Origin of the sequence: Prolixibacter sp. SD074, from assembly GCF_009617895.1 — a bacterium.
GTDB lineage: Bacteria > Bacteroidota > Bacteroidia > Bacteroidales > Prolixibacteraceae > Prolixibacter.
Genome location: NZ_BLAW01000001.1, coordinates 2276815 through 2298434, shown reverse-complemented (window position 1 = coordinate 2298434; position 21620 = coordinate 2276815). Strand labels below are relative to the sequence as shown.

The following is a 21620-nucleotide window of genomic DNA, read 5'->3' as shown; positions in this document are numbered from 1 at the left end:
GTAAATTCTGTTTTCAAGCGTAAGGAACGAATCAAAATGGATCTTTCCGCATTGCGGAGAGCAAACTCGTTTATAAACTAAATATTCAACTTATGAAAACAACTAACCTGATAGCGCTGACGGTGGGCATGTTCTTTGTGTTGCAGGCAATGGCCCAGGAGCCGATGAAAATGAAACCGGAGATGACGGAATTCTGGGATCCGGAAGTCACCGTGGTAACCCCGGACGACAAACCTTCCGATGCTCCGTCCGACGCTACTGTTTTATTTGATGGAACGCCCGGTAGTTTGGCCGCCAACTGGGTGGGACAGGATGGTAATGCTCCGAAATGGAAAGTGGCTGATGGTTGTGTGACGGTGGTTCGCGGAACGGGTGTTATTCAAACCAAAGAGAAATTTGGTGACGTTCAGCTACACATCGAATGGCGGACACCGGCAGAGGTTGTCGGCAAAAGCCAGGGCAGGGGAAACTCGGGCATCTTTCTGCAGGAGCGCTATGAACTCCAAGTGCTCGATAATTATAACAACCGTACCTACCGGAACGGACAGGCCGGTTCTATTTACAAGCAGTATGCACCGCTGGTGAATGTGTGTAAAAAACCGGGCACATGGCAAACGTATGACGTTATTTATACAGCCCCTCGCTTTAAGGAGGACGGAACATTATTCACGCCGGCACGTTTTACCGTTTTGCAAAATGGCGTGCTGGTGCAAAACAACGTTCAGTTGCTGGGCCCGACCGAATACATTGGCATTCCGCAATACAAAGCGCACGGAGATGGTCCGCTGATTTTGCAGGACCACGGTAACCCGGTGAGCTACCGGAATATCTGGATACGAAAATTATAAACATCGATATTGTTTAACCTCAATCAATTATTTCTATGGAATTGATAGAAAACAAGGGCATTACATTGTCTGACGATGCCCTCCGTCAGATTAGCCAGATAGCAAAATGGGCACAGTTCCTGGCAATCATTGGCTTCGTGGTTGCGGCCCTGATTGTTGTAGCCGGATTGTTTATGGGCTCGTTTATGTCCATCTTTAAAGAAATGAGCGGAAACATACAGATGCCGCACATGCCGTTCATGGCGCTCTCGGTGGTGTACATTATCCTGGGGGGCATTTACTTTATTCCCAGCTGGTTCTTGTACAAGTTTTCGACGGAAACCCGCAAAGCGTTGCTCGGTAACGATGAAGAAATTCTGACTGAAGCGCTGTCGAATCTTCGCCGGACCTTCAAATTTCTGGGCATCATGACGATCGTAATTATCGGCCTGTATGTGTTGGTCATTATCGCTGTGATGATTGGCGCTGCTTTAGGCGCTGCTTTTTAATTTTAGTTATTTTACATAGATTTTTTCGGGTGCACCCCCTCTTTTTCAGCATCAGTAAAATATCCATATCTTTGTGGCAAAATTCACAACCCTCTTAATTCCACACCATGCAGGAAAAAATTTTGATTCTCGACTTTGGTTCCCAATACACCCAGCTGATCGGGCGGCGTGTTCGCGAACTGAATGTTTATTGTGAAATTCATCCCTTCAATCATTTTCCTGAAATCGACGAGTCAGTGAAAGGGGTTATCCTTTCGGGAAGTCCGTTTTCCGTTCGCGATGAGCTGTCACCCCGCATCGACCTGGACGAGATAAAAGGAAAGATGCCGCTGCTGGGCGTTTGTTATGGTGCGCAGTACATGGCGCATTTCTTTGGCGGCGAAGTGGCTCCTTCCGATAGTCGCGAGTATGGCCGGGCCAATTTGAAATACATCGATCAAAGCAATGAGCTTTTCAAAGGAATCAACCTGGACACGCAGGTTTGGATGTCGCATGGCGATACCATCGTGCGTATGCCGGAGAATTATAAAGTGATTGCCTCCACTTCGGATGTGCAGAATGCGGCCTACAAAATCGAAGGGGAAACAACATACGCCATCCAGTTTCACCCGGAAGTATATCACACCACCGAAGGCCGCGAGTTGTTGAAGAACTATGTGGTGGACATCTGTGGCTGTAAACAGGATTGGACGCCTGCATCATTTATCGAGACTACCGTGAAGGAATTGCGCGATCAGCTTGGCAACGACAAAGTTGTGCTGGGATTATCCGGCGGTGTCGATTCGAGTGTGGCCGGAGTGCTCCTGCACAAAGCCATCGGGAAGAACCTTACCTGCATTTTCGTGGATAACGGGTTGTTGCGGAAAAATGAATTTGAAGAAGTGCTGGAATCCTACAAGGACATGGGACTGAATGTAATCGGTGTGGATGCGAAGGAGAAATTTTGGAACGACCTGAAGGGCATTACCGGGCCGGAGCAGAAACGCAAAATCATTGGCCGCAATTTTATCGAAGTGTTCGATGTGGAAGCACACAAAATAAAGGGTGTGAAATGGCTGGCGCAGGGAACAATTTACCCCGATGTTATAGAGTCGGTTTCGGTGAATGGACCTTCAGCAACCATCAAATCGCATCATAACGTGGGTGGATTGCCCGAGAAAATGCACCTGAAGGTGGTGGAGCCGCTGAAGTTGCTTTTCAAGGACGAAGTGCGACGCGTAGGAAAAGCGCTCGACATCAAAGCTTCGTTACTGGGACGTCATCCCTTCCCGGGACCGGGATTAGGTATCCGTATCCTCAGCGATATTACCCCCGGGAAAGTTCGCATCCTGCAGGAAGCCGATGCAATTTTCATCAATACCATGAAAGAGTGGGGGCTGTACGACGATGTATGGCAGGCTGGCGTGATGCTGCTGCCGGTACAATCGGTCGGAGTGATGGGCGATGAACGGACCTACGAAAATGTGGTGGCGCTCCGTGCGGTCGCTTCTACCGATGGCATGACCGCCGATTGGGTACACCTTCCGTACGATTTCCTGGCTAAGGTTTCCAACGACATCATTAACAAAGTGCGTGGAATCAATCGCGTGGTTTACGACATCAGCTCCAAACCGCCGGCCACCATCGAGTGGGAATAATCACCTTGTGAATATATTTTCAGCGGGCTGTCCGTTTCGGATGGCCCGTTTTTGTTTGCTGGCAATAAATATAAACTCAATACAATGTGATAAATAAAAAAGATGTAAAAAGGTTTCATGAAAGGAACCCAGCGGGATAGTGTCAGGAGGAAAGGACATTGGAAGATGAATCAAGTTTAAATGCTGATTAAACTTTTGTCATGTACTTTAAAATACTTTTTGCTGGTATATTTTTAGAGGGTCTTTATTTTTAATCATAATTTGGATTGATTAAAATCATCGAGTATGTTTGAAAAAGAAAATTAATAAATAGATAGCTCCAAGCGGAGTGAACACACATGCAAGCCCCTTGATGAAGGAAATTTTCTGAATTCTTGACGTAATTATGCTGCCAACCACGAGAAAAATAATTTTAGAAAAATTACTGAACCATCGTATTTTGGTCACCCTTTCATCATTTTTGAGCATTGACAATAATTGAGCGTTAGTTACATTTTCATAGTGGATAAAAGAATAGGAGTTTATTATATTGTTTAGTAGTGTGTCGAGAATAAAAAGGGATACTAGTATAATTGTAAAGTTCCATCCCCAATAATATAGTATTTGCCTGTAACTCCCTTGTCCATTAAAAAAGGTTGCAAAAAGATTTGCCATAAAGGGAACTAGAATCCATATCAAAAGGATGTATATTGGTAAGGTGATATGTAATAGAGTCGAAAAAAGACTGACAGACTTCTCATATCCCATTGGCACTAATCCAGTGGTACTCTTTATGGTTACAAATGAATAAAAATAAGTCGTGATTGCAATAATAAACAAGACAATAAGCCAGTCAATAACTTTAATTTCAGTTTTCATGAGGCGAAATTGTGGTTGATATAATTTAATGACCATACTTCTAAGAATGCAGCAACGAGAATTAATATTTCGGATAATGTATAGTTTTTTAATACTTTGTTCTTAGGAATCTCAAATGTATTGGTATTTAAATAAGCTTTAAAGAGCCATATTCCATTTAATCCAATATTTGAGGCAATCACAATAGCAATAAGTTCGAGAATCGTATGGGGAAGAGTGAGTATGGTTATAATGTAAAGTTTTTTATTTATCAATGAAAATAACATTTGATAAATGTTTATACTGTTAATGAAATTAACTAGTATTACACTAACTCCTGCACTTAACAACCCAAAATACAGTATGGCTATGACAAAAGAATTATTGATAAAAATGTGCAAAAAAATTTCTGAATTATTGAGTTCTGAAGTATAGAGTTTAGGATTAAACTCAGTTAATGCGTTTTTCAAAAATATGTTATATACCAAGAACCCAATAATCCAGATTAAAAGAATTATAAGTAAATTTCGGTATTTCATTAACCTGCAATTACTAGCCCTGCACCAAACGAACCAATACCGAATAAAGCAGAAACTCCAAGTCCGACCCCATTCCAAAGAGCGTCTGCTTCTCGTGAATTATCCTTCATTAATAGGCTAAGACCATAGAACGCATCTGTATTCACAATAGTTTCATTTCTAATTTCGACATTTTGTTTTTGCATTTTTACAGTAAAAAGACTGATCGCAAAAACTAAAACCAAAAGCAATCGTAAACTTTTACTTTTTTTCATAAGTGTCTCTTAAAAATAGTTAAATTCATCTATAACTAACATGTAATCAGCTGTGTTGCTCGCTAAAATCTTGTCGGCCTTTTGAAATGATTATATTTGTTTGAACCCATAAAGTCAGGCAGATATGAACCAGGGCAAGTATGTTTTCAGTCAGATAACAGAATTTATACCGCAACGATATTTTGAAAGAATCATGGTGAAATACAAGGATAGGACAGGGCAATGGAGTTTGACAAGCTGGAATCAGATGCTTGTTCTCATGTTCGGTCAGTTGGATGGCTGCAACAGCCTTCGTGAACTTACTGACATAACTACTGCTCACGCCAGGAAATCCTTCCACCTTGGTTTTGGTCGGACACCCATTAACAGGACGCAACTGTCCAAAGTTAATCAAATCCGTGGTTACCAAATCTTTGAGGAGTTTGCCTATCATATGGTAGAACTTGCCCAGAAGAAGCGTCTCGATAAAGAGTTTGAACTCAGCGGAAAGTACTATGCCTTTGATTCCACCACCATAGACCTCTGTATGTCTCTTTTTACTTATTCCGGCGAAAGTGAACAGTGTAATCCGGGCAAAGTGAACAGTTTTTAGATTCATCAGATTTGTCGTTAAAAATAGGCAAAAAAATTATTGTTTGTTTTTTCGTTTTCTCATCGATTCACCTTTGATTTCGATGCGGTGTGCCGAGTGGACGATCCGGTCCAGGATGGCATCGGCAATGGTTTTTTCCTCAAAGAGTTCATACCATACACTTACAGGGATTTGCGTGGATATTATGGTTGATTTCCCGATTTGCCGGTCTTCCATGATATCCAGTAGCATCAATTGTTTTTGTTGGTCGATTGGCTGGAGCCCAAAATCATCCAGGATGAGCAGGTCCTGTTTTTCAATTTTGGCCAGTTCTTTCAAATAGGTCTCATCGGCTTTTGATATCCCCAGGCGGGTAAAAAGTTTTCCGGTGTTCGTGTACATGGTTTTATACCCTTTTATGCATGCCTGGTAACCAAGGGCAGTGGCGATGTAGCTTTTGCCGACACCTGTACTTCCGGTGATAATGGCATTTTCCCCTTTATCAATAAAACCGCAGCCGGCCAGCCTCAAAAGCAGGTTTTTGTCCAGCATCCGTTGCGGGCTAAAGTCAATTTCTTCAATGGCTGCCTGGTAGCGGAACCGGGCATTTTTGATTAACCGTTCGGTCCGGCTGTTTTGTCGTTCGTCCCATTCCGATTCGACCAGGTAAGTGATCAACTGGTCCGCAGTGTAGTGGTCCATGTTCCCTGTCATAAAGGTAGATTCAAAAGCACGGTGCATTCCGTTAAGGCGCATCTTCTTCATTTTTTCCAATGTTGCATTGTTGTTCATTGTGCGTGTTTTTTTAGTTAATTGTAATATGATTTTCCCCTGATATTGTCATGGAACGGCAGGTTTAAGGATGCCTGTGCCGGTTCCGGTGTTTTGTCCAGCCCTTTTTCCAGGATGTTTTTGACCGAGCTGTAATTGCAGGCACGGTACAGCATGGCCCGCCGGCAGGCTTTCTCCATGCGCCCATGGCCTGCTTTCTTTGCCATGGACAGGATGCCCAGGCAGGATTTGTAGCCTTGTTCTGGGTGCGTGGCATTTTCCAGTATCACCGAGACCAGTTGCTGGCAGGACGGCCCGACCCGTCCGGCCCAGTCTTTAAAACGGTCCGGGTTCCATTCGCTGACAAAACGGTGGGCAGAGGGCAGGTGGTCTTTGCAGGTGGAGTAACCATACTTCCGGTAGTCCCTCTGGTGACAGGCGATACGAAGGGTTTGGTGGTAGATCTCGACATCGTCCGGGGAGTAAAGTACTTTTACTTTTTGCCCGATGTAGCGATAGGGCACGCTGTAGTAGTGCTTGTCTTCACCCAGATAGACGTGGCAGTTTTTTTGGGCCTTCGCTTCCCGGTGCTGTTTAAACCCGTAGCGTTCCGGTGGCAACGGGCCAAGGGCGGGCTTGTCTGTTGATTCGAACAGGTCCTGCCTGCTATAGCCTTTCCCCTGGAAACAGGCCCGGTTATATCCTTCCAGCAACGGGGCAATGCCCTGGCCGTTCAACTGGTTCAGGGAATAAAATTCCTTATCGTGCAGATGGGCATAGATACGGTGATAGACTATCTTCACGGCACCTTCGACCAATGCTTTGTCCTTTGGTTTGTAACTTCTTGCAGGAAGGACCGTGACCTGGTAATGCGCACCAAAACCGGCAAAATTTTCGTTCAGGGTGGGTTCGTACTTGTCACTCTTATTGACCGCCGATTTTAAATTGTCGGTTACAAGGGCACGGGGGACACCCCCAAAATAATGCAGGGCGTTCTGGCAGGCTTCGATAAAATCGCCAACCTGCTGGCTGCGGCAGGCCTGTACGTAAGTCTTCTGGCTGGCCCCCAGGGTGGCCACAAATACTTCGACCGGGATGATCTCGCCCGTTTCTTTATCGGTAATATGCAGTTTCTTTCCTGTAAAATCCACAAACAACTTATCGCCCGCTTTGTGCTCATGATGCATGTATGCATCGCTTTGTTCCCGCCAATGCTGGAAATGGTGACAAAACTGGCTGTACCCGTAACCATCAGGATAAGATTGTTTGTAACGGGCCCATAAATGCCAGCGGGTCACCCCAACGCGTTTCAGTTCCTTTTCTATAGCGGGGAACAATTCCAACAGCGAGCTGTAACGCTGCCTTTCGTCTCCCTGGTGGGGGGATTGCTGTTCGTCCAGCAAGCCCGAAAGTTGTTCGTCACTCAGGGTCAATAACCCGTCCATGGGGATATCCAGGGATTCAAATAACTTCAGGTATTTGATCACCGTGGTACGGGAACTCCCGATGCTCTGGGAGATCTTCAGGTTGGAAAGCCCGTTGTTCTTTAATCGTAAAATTTCTTTTAGCATGATAAATTCCATTGGTTTGTTTGCCATTGCTCCAGATAGTTGATTTGTCTGGAAGCGAGTTTAACAAACCTGTAGAATCTAAAACCCAAAATCCCAAAAACAAGGTGTTCACTTTGCCCGGAATGGGGTGTTCACTTTGCTCCGGAATCAGGTGTACAGTTTCACCGGAATAGGGTGTTCACTTTGGGCCGGAATATGTACATTTTAACAATAATATTGTTAAAATGTCTAACAATCGGCATCCCGTAGAAGAACATTATCGCGAATACAAAACAAATACTAAAAACAGAAGCTATCGAATATATTTTTTTGTCTGGCATTATTTTACAACCACATTTTTTACAGGTAATTGGAATAAATCTATTCAGTTTTAGTATTTGCATAAAGGTTAGTTTAATATCGCAATTAGGACAATATCCCGGTTTGTGTAATCCTTGGTGATTCATAAGTAAAAATGTATTAAACTTATATCTTCTATATCAATACTTCGGTTAAAACTTAGTTATTTATCTTATTTACAGCAAAATAATTGATCATCTATTAGGTTAAAACCGCAGGGATTTGTATCTTTAAATTATTAATTACCAGTTAATTACTTTAAATATGGCCATTCCTGCGATTTATGTTATCTATTCAAAAATTGTCCTTGATGCTTTGTCTGTTTCTAAAATAAAGCTCAATAAATGCAGACGAGATTTTATGATTGAGATTTTCATGCTATACTTGAGTATTCCTTCACGGATTAACTTTCTCCAGTTAGGCCGATACAGTCGTTTTGGCGAACAACGCTTCCGCCGTCAGTTCGAGGATCGGTTTGACTTCTTTGGCTTTAACAAAGCCTTATCGATGCCTTGGATTGGCAAGTGCAATGCTGTGGCTTTCGATCCAAGCATCATTCACAAATCAGGCAAGAAAACCCCTGGTATTGGATACTTTTGGTCGGGTTGTGCCGGCAGGTCACTTCGGGGAATTGAATCCTTGGACTTTCTGTAATTGATGCAGACACCAGGTTAAGTTTTCATTTGGATGCTGTACAAACGCCTCCAACAAACTGTTTTCAGGATAACACCTGTCGTTAATCGATTGGTATGGGGGGTTATCAAGAAATATATCAAACAGATATTATCCATGACCAACTATGTTGTTGCAGATGCGTATTTCTCCAAGAAAAACTTTGTCGAAAAGATTCTGCAATATTCCCTTAATCTGGTAAGCAAACTTCGGGACGATGCGGACTTGAGCTATCTCTCATTGCAGACTAAGACCGGAAAGAAAGGCAGGCCAGCAAAATATGGGGGAAAAGTTGATGTCAGGAACTTGAACCCCGAACATTTCAATCAAGTTGAGAACGACAAAGGAATTAAAGCATATTCAGGAATGGTATATTCCAAAGCTCTTGGCAGAACCATCTTACTGGTTGTCGAAGAATTCCTGATAAAAGGAAAGACAACTCACCGTCTTTTGTTTTCAACCAATACCACGCAAGCCCCAATCGATGTAATCGATATTTATCACACCCGGTTCCAAATCGAATTTGGATTCAAGGATGCCAAGCAATTCGCAGGGCTTGAAAACGCGCAGGTCAGAAGCGGAAATAAGCTCAACTTTCATTTCAATACGGCATTAACAGCCGTAAATATTGCCAAGATCATGCAACTAAGTAACCCAGAAACAAAGGAAAACTCATTTTCAATGGCGACATACAAGATACTGTTTCACAATACGTTGTTGTTATCGAGATTTTTTAGCCTGTTCGCTATTAACCCGAACTCAATCAAAAATCGTCAACATGTCAATGAACTATTGTTTTTCGGCACTATGGCCGCTTGATTATTTATATTTTTTTGAACGAACTATTGCTATATCTTGTCAACGTAAATTTACATACTTTTTAGATAAAGTAGAAGATTTGTTAGATTTTTTTTGGAAGCTTACAAAACAACTTGTATTTCTAGATTGAAGTTTCCAAATTACTAGTGATGCGTTAACTTTTTAAAACATCTTGCAATATTTTATATGTCAATTATTTTTTGGTCAGTTGACTTCAAGGAATTCCCTTAGAGATATTTGCACCTGCCTTAAAGCCCACCGCAATAAATTGTATCACTTGGGTATTAAGCAATATGTGAACCAATCAACGCTTTCAAGGGCTAATGAGCGAAGGGACTTTCGAATTTTTGCAGATTTTGGCAATTACCTTATTCAACAAGTAAGACCCATGTATGCAAATGAATCAATTCCTAATGTTGATATTGACAATGAAATATTTGCATTGGATTCAACAACGATATCACTAAGTCTTAAATTATTTAGTTGGGCTCCAGGAAAGTATTCAAGAGGAGCCGTAAAAATCCATACTTTACTTGATCTAAGAGGGAGTATCCCGTCTTTTGTTTTAATTTCTGATGGCAAATACCATGATAGTAATGTTCTTGATATATTAACCCCTATACCAGAGGCTGTTTATGTTATGGATAAAGCATACATCGATTTTAAGGCATTACATCACATGCATAAATCAGAAGCATTCTTTATCTACAGGGCCAAATCCAGCATGGATTACTCAGTGATTGAACTCAATTATAACATCGACGAAAACACCGGGTTAAGAGGCGATAAAATCATTGAACTCAATGGATACAAATCCAAACGACTTTACCCGGAACCTTTGCGGTTAGTTGAGTTCTATGATAACGAGAACGATGTAACCCTTGCTTTCTTATCAAATAACTTCGATGTCACAGCTCTTGAAATTGCGAACCTATGTCGAAACAGATGGCAGATTGAAGTGTTTTTCAAATGGATAAAGCAAAACCTGACCATTAAAAAACTCTGGGGACATTCCGAAAACGCTGTCAATATCCATATTTGGGTTGCAATCTGTACTTATTTAATTGTGGCAAAAGTTAAGTATGCTTTGAAAAGCAATCTTTCAATCTACCAAATAATGCAGATTTTAGGCATATCAACATTTGATAAAACCTCCCTACAGGAGTTGCTCACAGAATATCAAACCAATCAAAATGTCAAAGAACAAAGAAATTTATTTAGTGACTAAATTTTAACGCATCAGTAGTATTTCCAAATCAAAATTCTAACAAAGTGTCTTCCATTTCCGAATACACTTTTTCAAAATATCGACCTCCTATATTTATGCCTTCATCAAAAGAAGAATATTGATAAATCGATTCAATGTATGCAACGACCTTATTGAGAGAATATTCAATTAGGTCACTTGGCATACGAGGCTTATTCATTTTTATATCAAAAAATGTTGATCTGACATAAAATTTCAAGAATGGAATAATCTTCTTTGCTTCAATTCTAGCTTTACTATTCATGTACGGATTTCCATATACAAGATTGACAGGAATTCCTTTGGTTTCCTGTAATTCGGACATTCTGACTGCAATAAACTTGTCCATTAATAATTCTGAATAACCACTTATTAAGTTGTATAACTCTGGACCTGCAAAATAATTATCAAGTTTTATTGATTTAGATAAGCAATAAAAAGCGTTTTCCTCAGCAACTGAATTAATATCCGGGTCTTCATTATCAAGGAATCGAGCGAAATAACTAAAAGCTTTTCCAATCATTTGAAGTTCGCCAGATTCTTCAATTTGAGTTAATAAATAAGCCCCCTTTTGCTGCATATAATTGTAAAGCTGAGTTGCAGAGTCCAGGAATAGTGTATTATTTTTTGTGCTAATTCCCCAATTTACTCCTCCGGCAAGATTAATTATAGTTTCCATCGATTAAAATTTAATTTCCTCTCAATTTAACAATACTTTATTCAGAATCTGCTTTCGCATTTTATTTAGCTATCGATATAACGTCGTAAAAGATTGACTATTGCTCTCACATTAGTACATCAACCTACACCTGTTCCTAAACATAAATAACATCCCGCCATTTTTTTATAAATTCATACAACGATTTGATAAAGACAGGCTCCCGAATATGAGTTAAATTTTATCGCCGGCGTTTCCATTGCGACCATAACAAGCAAAACACGTGTAGAGGATATGTGGAACGGTTAGTCGAAAGATCAGTCTAGTATGTCCTGTTTTGCCAATAGAGAATATAAATGTTTAAACCAAAACCTAATCATCATGACCAAAACATAGCTTGTATACATACCAGCGGTTCTGCTTTTCGGAAACCTTTTCCAAAGCTTTAAACTTTGGAAAAGTTAAGGCCACGCTGAAGCGGCGTTCCGAAGCCAAAGTCGCTAAAAAGCCAGTAGTTACTGGGCATTCAGCAATCTGATTTTTCTTCCGGCGCGGCGTCGGGGCCTGTCTGCCATTCGCAGAAGTTTCCCGATTTGCGTCGACGGCCATCTGGGGCTCGCAGAAAGCTCTCGCCAGTCGTCGGGGACCATCTGCCGTTCGCAGAAGCCCCCTGCATCGTGTCGGCGGCCATCTGCCGCCTGCAGAAGTGTCCCGCTTCGTGTCGCGGACCATCTGCCGCCGGAAGAAACGCCATTTTCGAACGAATGAAACGTCAAATATTTCAAAACCATCTAAAATCAATGAATAACCAAAACGGGAATTTATGGAAATACAAGAATTCGTAACGTTGCATGTCAGCGGCATGAGGATTAACGACCTCTTTTCACTCAACAAATCAACTATCGATTACGCGAAACCGGTGGTCGGGCCATTGGGTGGCATCCCGGCAGCTGTGCTGGCCCAACTCGAGAGCGATAACCAGGCGATGGGCGCGCAAATGAACAAGTCGGGCGAAAACCAGAAAAGTAGCTCACTGGCAGAGCTGGATGATGACCGGGACGACCGGTTTGCCGAAATCAAACGGAACATCACCACCGACCTGATAGGACGGGACGTGGCAAAGAAGGCGGCGGCCGAAAACCTGAAGCGGTTTTTCAAGCCTTACTGGAACGTGGAAAAGCGGGTGATGAACACCGGAACGGGGATTTTTTCGGAAATGCTGCAGAAATACAACGACGATGAAAACCTCAAAGCCGATGCGGCTACCATTGGAATCGCCGAAATGCTGACCGGGCTGGAAACGGCAAACACCGGGTTCAATACCCTCTACAAAGCCCGCAACAGCGAGGAAGCCAGTGAGGAACCCTCGGCCAGCAGTTTTAAGCGTGCGGCCACCCAGGGCTACAACCATTTTTGCCTGGCTATGGAGCTGCAGGTTAATTATGCGCCTACCGATGCCGTTGTCACCCTGTTTGGGCAGATGAATGAACTGCGTAAAACCTACGCAGCATTAAACGGCCGCAAAACAAAAGAAGAAGAGACCACCGAAGAAGCAACCGGGACAGAATGAGGAATGGGTCCCGTTGATTGTGGGGATTGAAAATGGACAAAAGGATGTCATCCCTCGGAGGGATGACATCCTTAAATCAGCGGCAGCACTCCGAACAACGTTCCGGTGTTTTGGTGGGGCCCTTTCCATGCATTGCATGCATGGTGATTAATCTTCAATCCCTACCGGGATTTTTTTATAAAACCACGAAGTAGTTAAAGATGAATAAGGCCATGTCCCGAAAAACCGGGACAGCCATGGGATGAAAAGAGCCAATATACAATGGGCTTTAGCCTAATTAATTTCAGCTTTGGGAAATTGCAACAACGTGTGAATCTCATCCCGGCGGGATGACATATTGTTAGAATAAGAAGCGATGAATAAATGTACGACCCCGGGGTCGAATATTGGGATACCAAAAGGCTTTTCTAACAACAGGCGATTCCTAAGGAATCAAGAAATGATATGAAATGTATTATGGGCTGAAAGCCCGGCTTACTTCAGCCCGGCGGCAACGCCCCGGGTTGGAATGTTGAATGTTGACGCGGTCGCGCGATGGTTTGGATTGAAAAACGAATGTTCTTCCGACCGCAATGGTGGTGTGGTTTATCAGCGCATAACAACAGAAACCGCATTGCGCTAACCCGAAACCTGAAGGGAAAGACCGCATGTTATTCTTTTTCCGGCAACGCCGGATAGATATTCTTCACCCCCAAAGAAATTGGGGGTAGGGAGAGCCACTCTTTCAATCAACCCCGAAGTGGGTTGAATATTTCATCTTTTAGGGATTAGTCAACGGCTTTCAGTTAACAACCGTTGAACGTCATGTTCTCCGATATTCAACTCCTGCCGGAGTTGTTTTTATTGGGTGAGCCAATCCTCCGGCTTCACCGGAGGTGATGAATATGTATCCCTGACGGGATGTGTTGTCCCAACCACAGAACCTGAAATTTTAAAACCTGAAACCATCCATTTACAACGAGAATTGCAACGAGAAGAATATCCCCAAATTCGTCACATCCGGGTTGTGGTAATTCAACCGCCAAACGGCATCCACGCGCAGGAGTTTTAAAATATTCTCAATTCCCACCGATGTCTCCATATACGGCTTTTTGCCCAGGCCGGTCATGCCGGGAAGTAGCTGCATCTCTTTTTGTGTATCGTTTTTGAGGCTACCTTTCAGCACTTTAAAACCGGCTACGGTACGCCATTTTAGTTTCCGCATCAGCGGTATTTTATTCAGGAAGAATCCATTGAAATGCTGTTCCAGCGATAAACTGGCCCACTGGTCGCTCACAAACTCCTGGTAATTCATCAGGTTGTAGGCGTAGATATCGTAAGCATACGTCTCGTTTCCTTCATGGATTTTCAGCAACGGGAAAGGTACCGTTCCCCATGTTTTCCCCGCGCGCAACAGATACGTGGTGTACCCAAACGGACTGATGGGAAGCTTATCGTACATATCGAAGTAGGCCTTGTAGTAATTGTAATTGCCGCCCAGTTCCTTCCGGCCAACGGTCAGGTCCAGGTTGAGAATCGGTTTTTTCGAGTCGAGGTAAATCTTCTCAAAATCATCCTGCATGTAATGCTGGCCCGGCGCATACCGCATTTTCAGCGTAAGCTCCCCGTAATCAATGTGGTCGATGGTGTTTCCGTTCGGGGCAATAAACGGAACATACGGCCCGGTGTACATCTTGTTGTAGCTGTACTGCAATTGGTTTCTCCATCCGCCCAGCCACTCTTTGGTGACGGTGAAATTGAACTGGTTCATCATGTTCAGCTGCGTAGTAGGTGTTTTACTCAGCAGCGACGTCATGATGTTGTCCTCCATAAAGGCGTTGCTGCTTTTCCCCAACAGTTGGTAGTCGTGTTCGTACTGGGCATTCAGCGAAAGCTCGGGATCTTTTTTAAAGAAATACTCCGCGCCGCCGCCGTATTTAAAACCTTTATCTTTTAGACCGTAAGCGCCAAAACCGTTGAATCGCCAGTTTTTACTGAAGTCGATGGTGGTCCGTCCGCCTATCCGGAAGCGCTGCCCTTCCACCTGGTTGTAGCTGTACATGTAGTAATACGGACCGAGTTCTATCTTGCCCAAATCCTTGTAACCGTAATAGAACATGTGGATGTAGTCGGCAACGGTTTTAAACAGCGGCACATTCTTAATGGAATCGACCATCGAGTAGATTTGCGATTCGCTCTTACTAAGCTTTTCGGGGCGGATGGTTGTCCAGAAAGTCGAATCCTTTTCCAGGGCATCGCTGGCCACGCTGATTTCCCGTTTCATTTTTTGCAGTTCCTTTGGTGGTGGCGAAAACTGCAACGAATCGTATAAGGTTGTTTTGCGCCCCATGATGCCAATCATTTTGGCATCCTTATTTTTTTGCAGATTGATGTCGGCAAAAATCATGTCCTTCCGGGGAAGCCACCGTCCGTCGTTGTAGCGGAACTCTTTGTCGATGCCGAGCGTGTTCACGAAGTTGATGTTCGCTTTCTTCGACAATTTCCACGCTACTTTGGTAATAGCGTAAGTCGAGTCAGCTACCCAGAATTTTCCCGTAAAGGAGGGACTTTGCACCTGTTTGGGCTTGAACGATACCTCGTATACCTTGTGCCCCTGCACCTCGGTACTGTCGAGCAGGTAATACTCGTAAAACAGCAATCCGTGGTTGTTCAGCGGCGATATCAGGCCAATATCCGATACGTGAAGGTAGTTGTCATAAATGTCAAAATCCTGGTACATCTTTCCGGTGAACCCGGTAATCATGCTGGTGGTCATTCCCGAGGCTTTGGTTGCAATCACCCGTTCGTGGTCAGTGTTGTCGTGCTGGTGATAATAGTCCGAAAAGGTCTCGGTCATAAACACCGGCAGATACGTTTTTCCATCCGATTTCAGGGTGTCGATGTGGGCGAATACAAAGGCAAACTGATCCCAAAGTTTGGAGCCTTTCTTCGGCTTCTTCACATTCTTCAGGTCGATTTCCATCTTGGTATACACCTTGCACTGGTAATCTGGAAATTTCTTCGGGTCGTTAATGTCCTTCCGGGCGATGATTTTCCGCAACAGCGCATGTGCCGGGTTCACCGGTGGAGAAACATCTACCTGGTCAATGTTGTAGGTTTCGCTTACCAGCCGGATATTAATTGTCTGGCTGCCTGGTTTCAGTTTTATTTCCTGCGCCTGGTAGCCAATAGCCGATACCTGTATCACCGAAAGGGAAAGTTTGGACGAGAGCCGGTAGTGTCCGGTGGTGTCCGAAATCGATCCGATGGAGGTCCCTTTAAACACAATGTTGGCATAGGGCACCGGCTCGTTGGTGCCGGCACCGGTAATGGTCCCGCTCACAACGGTGGTTTGTGCCTGCAAAGGCCCGGCTATGGCGAGAAGCAAAAATATGATAAATAGCGTGCTATATATTCTTTTTATATTGTGTATCGTCACGATGCTTACTTTCTTCTTTATACCGGTTACCCTGAATTATTTCCGGGATCCGCTTATTTGTTATTGTAATGATTCGAATGTTACAGCCTTGGTTGCTTCAATTACATGAAGTTTATTTCCGGATAACCCGTTAATAACATCCCTCGGATAAAACAGTTTAAACCAAAACGCAATTTGCAGATACTTTTCTGGTGTACTACTCTTTCGAGTGGTAATTATTCGTTAAGTTTAATACCGGAGCAGTCGATATTATTTCGTAATCGAACAATTAGGACTTGCACATCTGGCCGGGACTGCTTACCAAAGCCCAACGGTAACGGAAATAGCCTAAGTTTCCCTTTTGCCGGCTGCAGGAAGAATCTTCATAACATTGTTATAAAACCTCCTTTCCGTTCGATTTTAAGGCAAAAACGGTTTTCTTCATGATAAAAGCTATTTTTGGGGTTGAAATTTGAAAACCATGCAAAACTTAACACGACTTTTTGATATCCTTGATCTTTACCGGGGAGAGTACAGCCAAAAGGAGTTGGCTTTCGCCCGGAAAGAGAATGGAAACTGGATGCCCTGGTCGGCCGCCGATTATGTGCGCCAATCAGACGCTATTGCCTGTGCACTGATTGATTTGGGCCTTGAGAAGGGCGACAAAGTAGCCACCATTTCGGGTAACCGTCCGGAGTGGAACGTGCTCGATATGGGAGCAGCCCAGGCGGGAATCATTCATGTGCCGGTTTATCCGACGCTCAGCCTAGACGAGCAGAAATACATTCTCCGTCATGCCGGAGCGAAGTACCTGTTTGTGGGCGATCGCAGCATCCAGTCGAAGCTGGGCGAGTTGCGTTCGGGGGCTCCGTCGCTGGAAGGAATTTATTCCTTTAATGAGATTGATGATGCCCGCCCGTGGAAGGAGTTGCTGACCAAAGGGGAGGAGTTGCTTCCCGCGATGAAAGAGAAGATTGAGGAAATCAAAAACAGCATTCATGAAGACGATTTGCTGACGTTGATTTATACCTCCGGCACCACCGGAACACCCAAAGGTGTAATGCTTTCGCACAAAAATTTGCTGAGTAATTCAATGGCAACAGCTTACAAACTGGGCCATGGCCCCCGCGCCATGGGCATGTCGCATGTGGCGCTGTCGTTTTTGCCGCTCTGTCATGTGTACGAGCGGATGATGGATTACAATTTTCAGATCAACGGCTTGTCGGTGTACTATGCCGAAAGCCTGGCCACCATCGCCCGCGACATTAAAGAAATTCGCCCGCATGTCTTCAACACCGTTCCGCGTTTGCTGGAGAAGGTGCACGAGCAGGTGATGGAAGTGGGAAAGGATTTGACCGGCGTGAAAAAGTGGATATTCGACGAGGCGGTGAAATTTACCCGGAAATTTTATGTGGGCATTAAATTTAATGCTGTCGACCAGTTAAAATTCAAATTCTTCGATAAGGTAATCTATTCCAAATGGCGTGAAGCGTTGGGGGGACGAATTAACTACATGGTGTCGGGCGGTTCGGCGCTGCAAATCAATTTGCACCAGTTTTTCTGGATGGCCGGTATGCGCGTTTACGAAGGTTATGGCCTGACGGAAACTTCGCCGGTAATTTTTGTGAATGACCCGATGGATGATTCCCGTGTCAAGTTGGGAACGGTTGGTCCGGCTTTGGATAACGGTACGGAGACCAAGCTCGCGGAAGACGGCGAAATCCTGGCCAAAGGTCCCGGACTGATGCTGGGCTACTATAAGGAAGAAGAGATGACCCGCGAGGTGATTGATCAGGATGGTTGGTTCCATACCGGCGATATCGGCGTGCTGGAAGATGGCCAGTTCCTTCGCATTACCGACAGGAAAAAAGAGATCTTCAAGCTGAAATCGGGAAAATATGTGGCCCCGCAAGCCGTCGAAAATATCTTGAAAGGCTCACATTTTATTGAACAGGTATTCGTGGTTGGTGAGAATCAGAAGTTTGCCAGTGCAATTATTGTCCCTGCTTTCGATGTGTTGGAAAAATATGCAGCCAGCAAGAATCTGGAATTGAAAGGCAGGCAGGAGATGATTCAGCATCCCGAAATTGATGCGCTGTTGCGGAAAGAAGTTCGTCAGGCGAATAAAAAACTGGGAAATAATGAGCAAGTCAAACGTTTTAAGTTGGTCGCCGATACCTGGTCACAAGGTACAGGCGAACTTTCTCAAACACTGAAACTAAAGCGAAAAGTGTTGCACCAAAAATATGACGCGCTCATCCGGGAGATTTTTTCGATTGAAGATTAAAACTTTACTACCTCAAATTAGTTTAATAGTTAATTGTGTGGAGGTTTTGCACTTTCTTCGAGAGGTTATTAATTGTTAACTGGGACACTCCTTGACAGGATAAGGTTATTTTCGTAGGAAATTGTGTTATTTTTGTGAAATATATAGCTGTCAGGTAAAGAATTATATGATATGAGATATTTGAAATTATCCCTTTTACTTGTTGCGTTTACGGCTCTGTTAATTCCGGCTTCGGTACAGGCGCAGGAGCAGGATGTACAGTCGCAGGCCATTAAATTTGGACGGGTACTTCGTCTGGTTCAGACATTTTACGTTGATACAACCAATCTGCAATCCCTCACGGAAGATGCTATCAGGAAGGTACTTTCCGATTTGGATCCACACTCCGTGTATATCTCTGCCAAAGAAGTGGAAGAGATGAACGAGCCGCTGCAGGGGAATTTCGAAGGAATCGGTATTTCGTTTAATATTCACCAGGATACCCTGATGGTGTTAACGACCATTCCCGGCGGACCTTCGGAGAAAGTCGGACTTCGTCCCGGCGACCGCATCGTAACGGTCGATGGTAAGAATGTTGCCGGCATCGGATTGACAAACCAGGATGTATTCGATATGCTCCGCGGTGACAAGGGAACGAAAGTGAATCTCCAGATAAAAAGAAAAGGTGAGAAAAACCTGTTGGATTTTACCATTGTTCGCGACAAAATCCCTATTCACAGTCTCGATGCAGCTTACATGTTGAACAAGCACATTGCTTACGTCAAACTGAACCGTTTTGCTGCTACCACACCGGATGAGTTTCTGGAAGCGATGGATAAACTGAAGAACAATAACAAGGTTGACGGTCTGGTACTCGATCTTCGTGGAAACGGAGGCGGTTACCTGCGTGCGGCTATTGAACTGGCTGACCAGTTCTTGCCCGATCACAGGTTGGTTGTTTACACGAAAGGTATTCATTCACCTAAACGGGAATATTTTGCTACCGGAAGTGGTGACTTTGAAGATGGCAAGGTGGTTATCCTGGTTGACGAAGGTTCCGCTTCGGCCAGCGAAATTGTGACGGGTGCTGTTCAGGATTGGGACCGTGGCGTAGTCATTGGCCGCCGGACGTTTGGAAAGGGGTTGGTACAGCAGCCGTTCATGTTAAGTGATGGCTCCATGATCCGTTTAACAACGGCACATTATTATACACCTTCCGGCAGAAATATTCAGAAACCTTATTCGAAAGGAATTAAGGAATACCGGAACGATTACCTCGAACGGTTCGAACATGGCGAATTCTTTAGTCGCGATAGCATTAACCTGCCCGATTCACTGATGACGCACACGTTGGTTACTAAGCGGAAAGTGTATGGCGGAGGTGGAATCATGCCCGATATTTTTGTCCCGATGGATACCTCGGTGAATTATCGCTACTATAACGAGCTGGTTCGCAAGAATGTATTGTTCCCGTTTGTGGTGGGATACATGGACAAAAACCGCGGGGAACTGCTGAAGCAGTACAAAACGTTTGACGCATTTAACAAGGGTTACACGATAAGTGATGCGATGTATCAGAAGCTGGTGGCGAAAGGAGATGAGGAAGAAATTAAGCCGGGAAAAGAAAATCCGGAAGTTTCGGAGAATCTGCTAAAGCAACAGATAAGGGCGTTAATAGCGCGCGATTTATACGACAATGGCACTTATTTTCAGATTATGGATGAGGATGATAAGGCCATAAAGAAAGCCGTTCAGGTACTTTCCGACAGCAAATTATACGATAAATATCTCGGACGGTAAGTCGTCAGAGTGAGAAGATATTATCAGTCCGGCCATCTCGGCCGGACTTCTTTTATGTGCAGTAATGACTGAAATTTTATCCTGGTTACAGGAGCATTGGGTCGAGGTCAGCGGGGCCATTTCCGGCCTGGCTTATCTCTATTTTTCCATCCGTCAAAGCATTTTGACCTGGCCGCTGGGATTGCTCTCTTCGGCGCTCTACGTGTATGTCTTTTTCGTGTCGAAGTTTTATGCCGACATGGGTTTGCAGTTTTACTACGTCTTCATCAGTATTTACGGATGGCATGCCTGGCTTCACGGGAACGGTAATAGCAATAACCATGGTGAGTTAAAGGTGTCCCGGACCTCATTTGTACTTTGGGTAAAGCTCTTCATTGTTAACTTGCTGTTGTATGTCGGAATTGCGTATATCCTGATCGATTTCACGGATTCTCCGGTTCCTTACTGGGATTCATTTACGACAGCGCTGAGTATTGTTGCTACCTGGATGCTGGCCCGTAAAAAGCTCGAACATTGGTTACTTTGGGTAATTATCGATGCTGTTTCGTTGGGATTGTATATTTACAAAGGATTATATGCCACAACAATCTTATTTTTTGTCTATACTGTCATGGCTGTAGTCGGTTTTAAAGAATGGCGAAAGGATTTAATGAACAACCGGTAACTTATGGCAGAAAGAATAAAACGAATCGTGATCACCGGTTCCGAATCTACCGGGAAAACAGAATTGGCCCGAGGATTGGCGGGGCATTTTCATACTGCATGGGTTCCGGAATATGCACGGAGTTATGTGGAAAATCTGGGGCGGCCTTATACCCGCGAGGACGTTGAGGCCATTGCCCGGCATCAGCTTTCTCAGGAAAAAGAGTTTCAGGCGAAAGCTCAAAACGAATTTCTGTTTTTCGATACCTGGTTCATCATTACGAAAATCTGGTTCGATGTGGTGTATGGTGAATGTCCCCGGTGGATAACGGAACACATCAATAATTCCCAAATCGATCTGTTTTTGGTTTGTGATACCGACCTTCCCTGGATTCCGGATGCCGTGAGAGAAAATGGTGGCGAAAAAAGAAATGAGTTGATGCAAATGTATTGCCGTGAAATTGAGTCATTCGGATTCCGTTACGCCATGGTTTCCGGGAGCGGGGAAAACCGGCTGAATAATGCGCTGAAATTGCTCGATGACGAATTTAAAAACCATTGCCGCTAACATTTGTTATGCATGGCATGAAATGATCGGTAACTTTAAGTATTCGGTAACATTTTTTGAGATTGAATTAACCGCTCGAAAATGTGCCCCTCTTAGTTTTGCCTGTATCATCGGATGACGATGTTTT

Annotated in this window: 18 protein-coding genes; 12 read left to right on the top strand and 6 right to left on the bottom strand. The window is 44.0% G+C overall.

Annotated features, from left to right (window positions below):
- Positions 1-92 precede the first annotated feature (92 nt).
- The 3 genes from GJU82_RS10005 to guaA all read left to right on the top strand — a co-directional run bounded on the left by GJU82_RS10005 (position 93) and on the right by guaA (position 2973).
- On the top strand, positions 93-848 hold the full coding sequence (locus GJU82_RS10005; RefSeq protein ID WP_228488654.1) for a DUF1080 domain-containing protein: 756 nt from the start codon (positions 93-95) through the stop codon (positions 846-848).
- Between the two features lie 35 nt (positions 849-883).
- Positions 884-1336: a DUF5362 family protein gene (locus GJU82_RS10000; protein ID WP_153632013.1), complete on the top strand. Its 453-nt coding sequence runs from the start codon at positions 884-886 to the stop codon at positions 1334-1336.
- A 107-nt stretch (positions 1337-1443) separates the two neighbouring features.
- Positions 1444-2973 carry a glutamine-hydrolyzing GMP synthase gene (gene guaA, locus GJU82_RS09995; protein ID WP_153632012.1) on the top strand — a complete coding sequence of 510 codons (1530 nt, stop codon included), beginning with the start codon at positions 1444-1446 and terminating at the stop codon, positions 2971-2973.
- 854 nt (positions 2974-3827) lie between these two features.
- Here the strand turns inward: guaA and GJU82_RS17960 are convergent.
- Together GJU82_RS17960 and GJU82_RS09985 are read right to left on the bottom strand one after the other, a co-directional pair.
- Positions 3828-4349, bottom strand: a complete 522-nt coding sequence (locus GJU82_RS17960; protein WP_153632011.1) for a stage II sporulation protein M — start codon at positions 4347-4349, stop codon at positions 3828-3830.
- Positions 4349-4603, bottom strand: a complete 255-nt coding sequence (locus tag GJU82_RS09985) for a hypothetical protein (RefSeq protein WP_153632010.1) — start codon at positions 4601-4603, stop codon at positions 4349-4351. The genes GJU82_RS17960 and GJU82_RS09985 overlap by 1 nt, the downstream gene beginning before the upstream one ends.
- Positions 4604-4727: 124 nt before the next feature.
- On the opposite strand from GJU82_RS09985, the gene GJU82_RS09980 reads away from it, so the two are divergent.
- Positions 4728-5195, top strand: a complete 468-nt coding sequence (locus GJU82_RS09980; protein ID WP_153632009.1) for a DUF4372 domain-containing protein — start codon at positions 4728-4730, stop codon at positions 5193-5195.
- 36 nt (positions 5196-5231) lie between these two features.
- Here GJU82_RS09980 and istB read toward each other — a convergent pair whose 3' ends face one another.
- Positions 5232-5966 (bottom strand): IS21-like element helper ATPase IstB, encoded by a 735-nt coding sequence (gene istB, locus GJU82_RS09975; protein ID WP_153631795.1) that lies wholly within the window; start codon positions 5964-5966, stop codon positions 5232-5234.
- A gap of 17 nt (positions 5967-5983) precedes the next feature.
- The gene (gene istA, locus GJU82_RS09970) at positions 5984-7543 is read right to left on the bottom strand and encodes an IS21 family transposase (RefSeq protein ID WP_153631796.1); all 1560 of its coding nucleotides are present in this window, start codon (positions 7541-7543) and stop codon (positions 5984-5986) included.
- Between the two features lie 576 nt (positions 7544-8119).
- Between istA and GJU82_RS09965 the strand changes: the two genes are divergently transcribed.
- The 3 genes from GJU82_RS09965 to GJU82_RS09955 all read left to right on the top strand — a co-directional run bounded on the left by GJU82_RS09965 (position 8120) and on the right by GJU82_RS09955 (position 10574).
- Positions 8120-8509, top strand: a complete 390-nt coding sequence (locus GJU82_RS09965) for a hypothetical protein (protein ID WP_153632008.1) — start codon at positions 8120-8122, stop codon at positions 8507-8509.
- Positions 8510-8644: 135 nt separating this feature from the next.
- Positions 8645-9346 (top strand): transposase, encoded by a 702-nt coding sequence (locus tag GJU82_RS09960; RefSeq protein ID WP_194831026.1) that lies wholly within the window; start codon positions 8645-8647, stop codon positions 9344-9346.
- Between the two features lie 172 nt (positions 9347-9518).
- A complete protein-coding gene (locus GJU82_RS09955; protein WP_228488653.1) occupies positions 9519-10574 on the top strand; it encodes an IS4 family transposase in 1056 nt (351 codons plus the stop codon).
- Between the two features lie 28 nt (positions 10575-10602).
- Here GJU82_RS09955 and GJU82_RS09950 read toward each other — a convergent pair whose 3' ends face one another.
- Complete coding sequence (locus GJU82_RS09950) at positions 10603-11271, bottom strand: hypothetical protein (protein ID WP_153632006.1); 669 nt, start codon at positions 11269-11271, stop codon at positions 10603-10605.
- Positions 11272-12073: 802 nt separating this feature from the next.
- On the opposite strand from GJU82_RS09950, the gene GJU82_RS09945 reads away from it, so the two are divergent.
- Positions 12074-12820 (top strand): DUF6261 family protein, encoded by a 747-nt coding sequence (locus GJU82_RS09945; RefSeq protein WP_153632005.1) that lies wholly within the window; start codon positions 12074-12076, stop codon positions 12818-12820.
- A gap of 952 nt (positions 12821-13772) precedes the next feature.
- On the opposite strand, the gene GJU82_RS09940 is transcribed toward GJU82_RS09945, so the two are convergent.
- Positions 13773-16238 carry a DUF5686 and carboxypeptidase-like regulatory domain-containing protein gene (locus GJU82_RS09940; RefSeq protein ID WP_194831025.1) on the bottom strand — a complete coding sequence of 822 codons (2466 nt, stop codon included), beginning with the start codon at positions 16236-16238 and terminating at the stop codon, positions 13773-13775.
- A 460-nt stretch (positions 16239-16698) separates the two neighbouring features.
- On the opposite strand from GJU82_RS09940, the gene GJU82_RS09935 reads away from it, so the two are divergent.
- The 4 genes from GJU82_RS09935 (at position 16699) to GJU82_RS09920 (ending at position 21493) form a co-directional block, all read left to right on the top strand.
- A complete protein-coding gene (locus GJU82_RS09935) occupies positions 16699-18504 on the top strand; it encodes a long-chain fatty acid--CoA ligase (protein ID WP_153632003.1) in 1806 nt (601 codons plus the stop codon).
- Positions 18505-18675: 171 nt separating this feature from the next.
- Positions 18676-20283 (top strand): S41 family peptidase, encoded by a 1608-nt coding sequence (locus tag GJU82_RS09930; protein WP_153632002.1) that lies wholly within the window; start codon positions 18676-18678, stop codon positions 20281-20283.
- Positions 20284-20347: 64 nt separating this feature from the next.
- Complete coding sequence (gene pnuC / locus GJU82_RS09925; RefSeq protein WP_153632001.1) at positions 20348-20947, top strand: nicotinamide riboside transporter PnuC; 600 nt, start codon at positions 20348-20350, stop codon at positions 20945-20947.
- A gap of 3 nt (positions 20948-20950) precedes the next feature.
- A complete protein-coding gene (locus GJU82_RS09920; protein WP_153632000.1) occupies positions 20951-21493 on the top strand; it encodes an AAA family ATPase in 543 nt (180 codons plus the stop codon).
- Positions 21494-21620: the final 127 nt, after the last annotated feature.

Excerpts from the sequence above, each read along its gene's own strand:
- pnuC (WP_153632001.1), top strand. The coding sequence starts at position 20,348 with ATGACTGAAATTTTATCCTGGTTACAGGAGCATTGGGTCGAGGTCAGC.
- GJU82_RS09980 (WP_153632009.1), top strand. The coding sequence starts at position 4,728 with ATGAACCAGGGCAAGTATGTTTTCAGTCAGATAACAGAATTTATACCG.
- GJU82_RS09945 (WP_153632005.1), top strand. The coding sequence starts at position 12,074 with ATGGAAATACAAGAATTCGTAACGTTGCATGTCAGCGGCATGAGGATT.
- GJU82_RS17960 (WP_153632011.1), bottom strand. The coding sequence starts at position 4,349 with ATGAAATACCGAAATTTACTTATAATTCTTTTAATCTGGATTATTGGG.
- GJU82_RS09920 (WP_153632000.1), top strand. The coding sequence starts at position 20,951 with ATGGCAGAAAGAATAAAACGAATCGTGATCACCGGTTCCGAATCTACC.
- GJU82_RS09950 (WP_153632006.1), bottom strand. The coding sequence starts at position 11,271 with ATGGAAACTATAATTAATCTTGCCGGAGGAGTAAATTGGGGAATTAGC.
- GJU82_RS09965 (WP_153632008.1), top strand. The coding sequence starts at position 8,120 with ATGGCCATTCCTGCGATTTATGTTATCTATTCAAAAATTGTCCTTGAT.
- GJU82_RS09960 (WP_194831026.1), top strand. The coding sequence starts at position 8,645 with ATGACCAACTATGTTGTTGCAGATGCGTATTTCTCCAAGAAAAACTTT.
- GJU82_RS10005 (WP_228488654.1), top strand. The coding sequence starts at position 93 with ATGAAAACAACTAACCTGATAGCGCTGACGGTGGGCATGTTCTTTGTG.
- istB (WP_153631795.1), bottom strand. The coding sequence starts at position 5,966 with ATGAACAACAATGCAACATTGGAAAAAATGAAGAAGATGCGCCTTAAC.
- istA (WP_153631796.1), bottom strand. The coding sequence starts at position 7,543 with ATGGCAAACAAACCAATGGAATTTATCATGCTAAAAGAAATTTTACGA.
- GJU82_RS09930 (WP_153632002.1), top strand. The coding sequence starts at position 18,676 with ATGAGATATTTGAAATTATCCCTTTTACTTGTTGCGTTTACGGCTCTG.
- guaA (WP_153632012.1), top strand. The coding sequence starts at position 1,444 with ATGCAGGAAAAAATTTTGATTCTCGACTTTGGTTCCCAATACACCCAG.
- GJU82_RS09985 (WP_153632010.1), bottom strand. The coding sequence starts at position 4,603 with ATGAAAAAAAGTAAAAGTTTACGATTGCTTTTGGTTTTAGTTTTTGCG.
- GJU82_RS10000 (WP_153632013.1), top strand. The coding sequence starts at position 884 with ATGGAATTGATAGAAAACAAGGGCATTACATTGTCTGACGATGCCCTC.
- GJU82_RS09935 (WP_153632003.1), top strand. The coding sequence starts at position 16,699 with ATGCAAAACTTAACACGACTTTTTGATATCCTTGATCTTTACCGGGGA.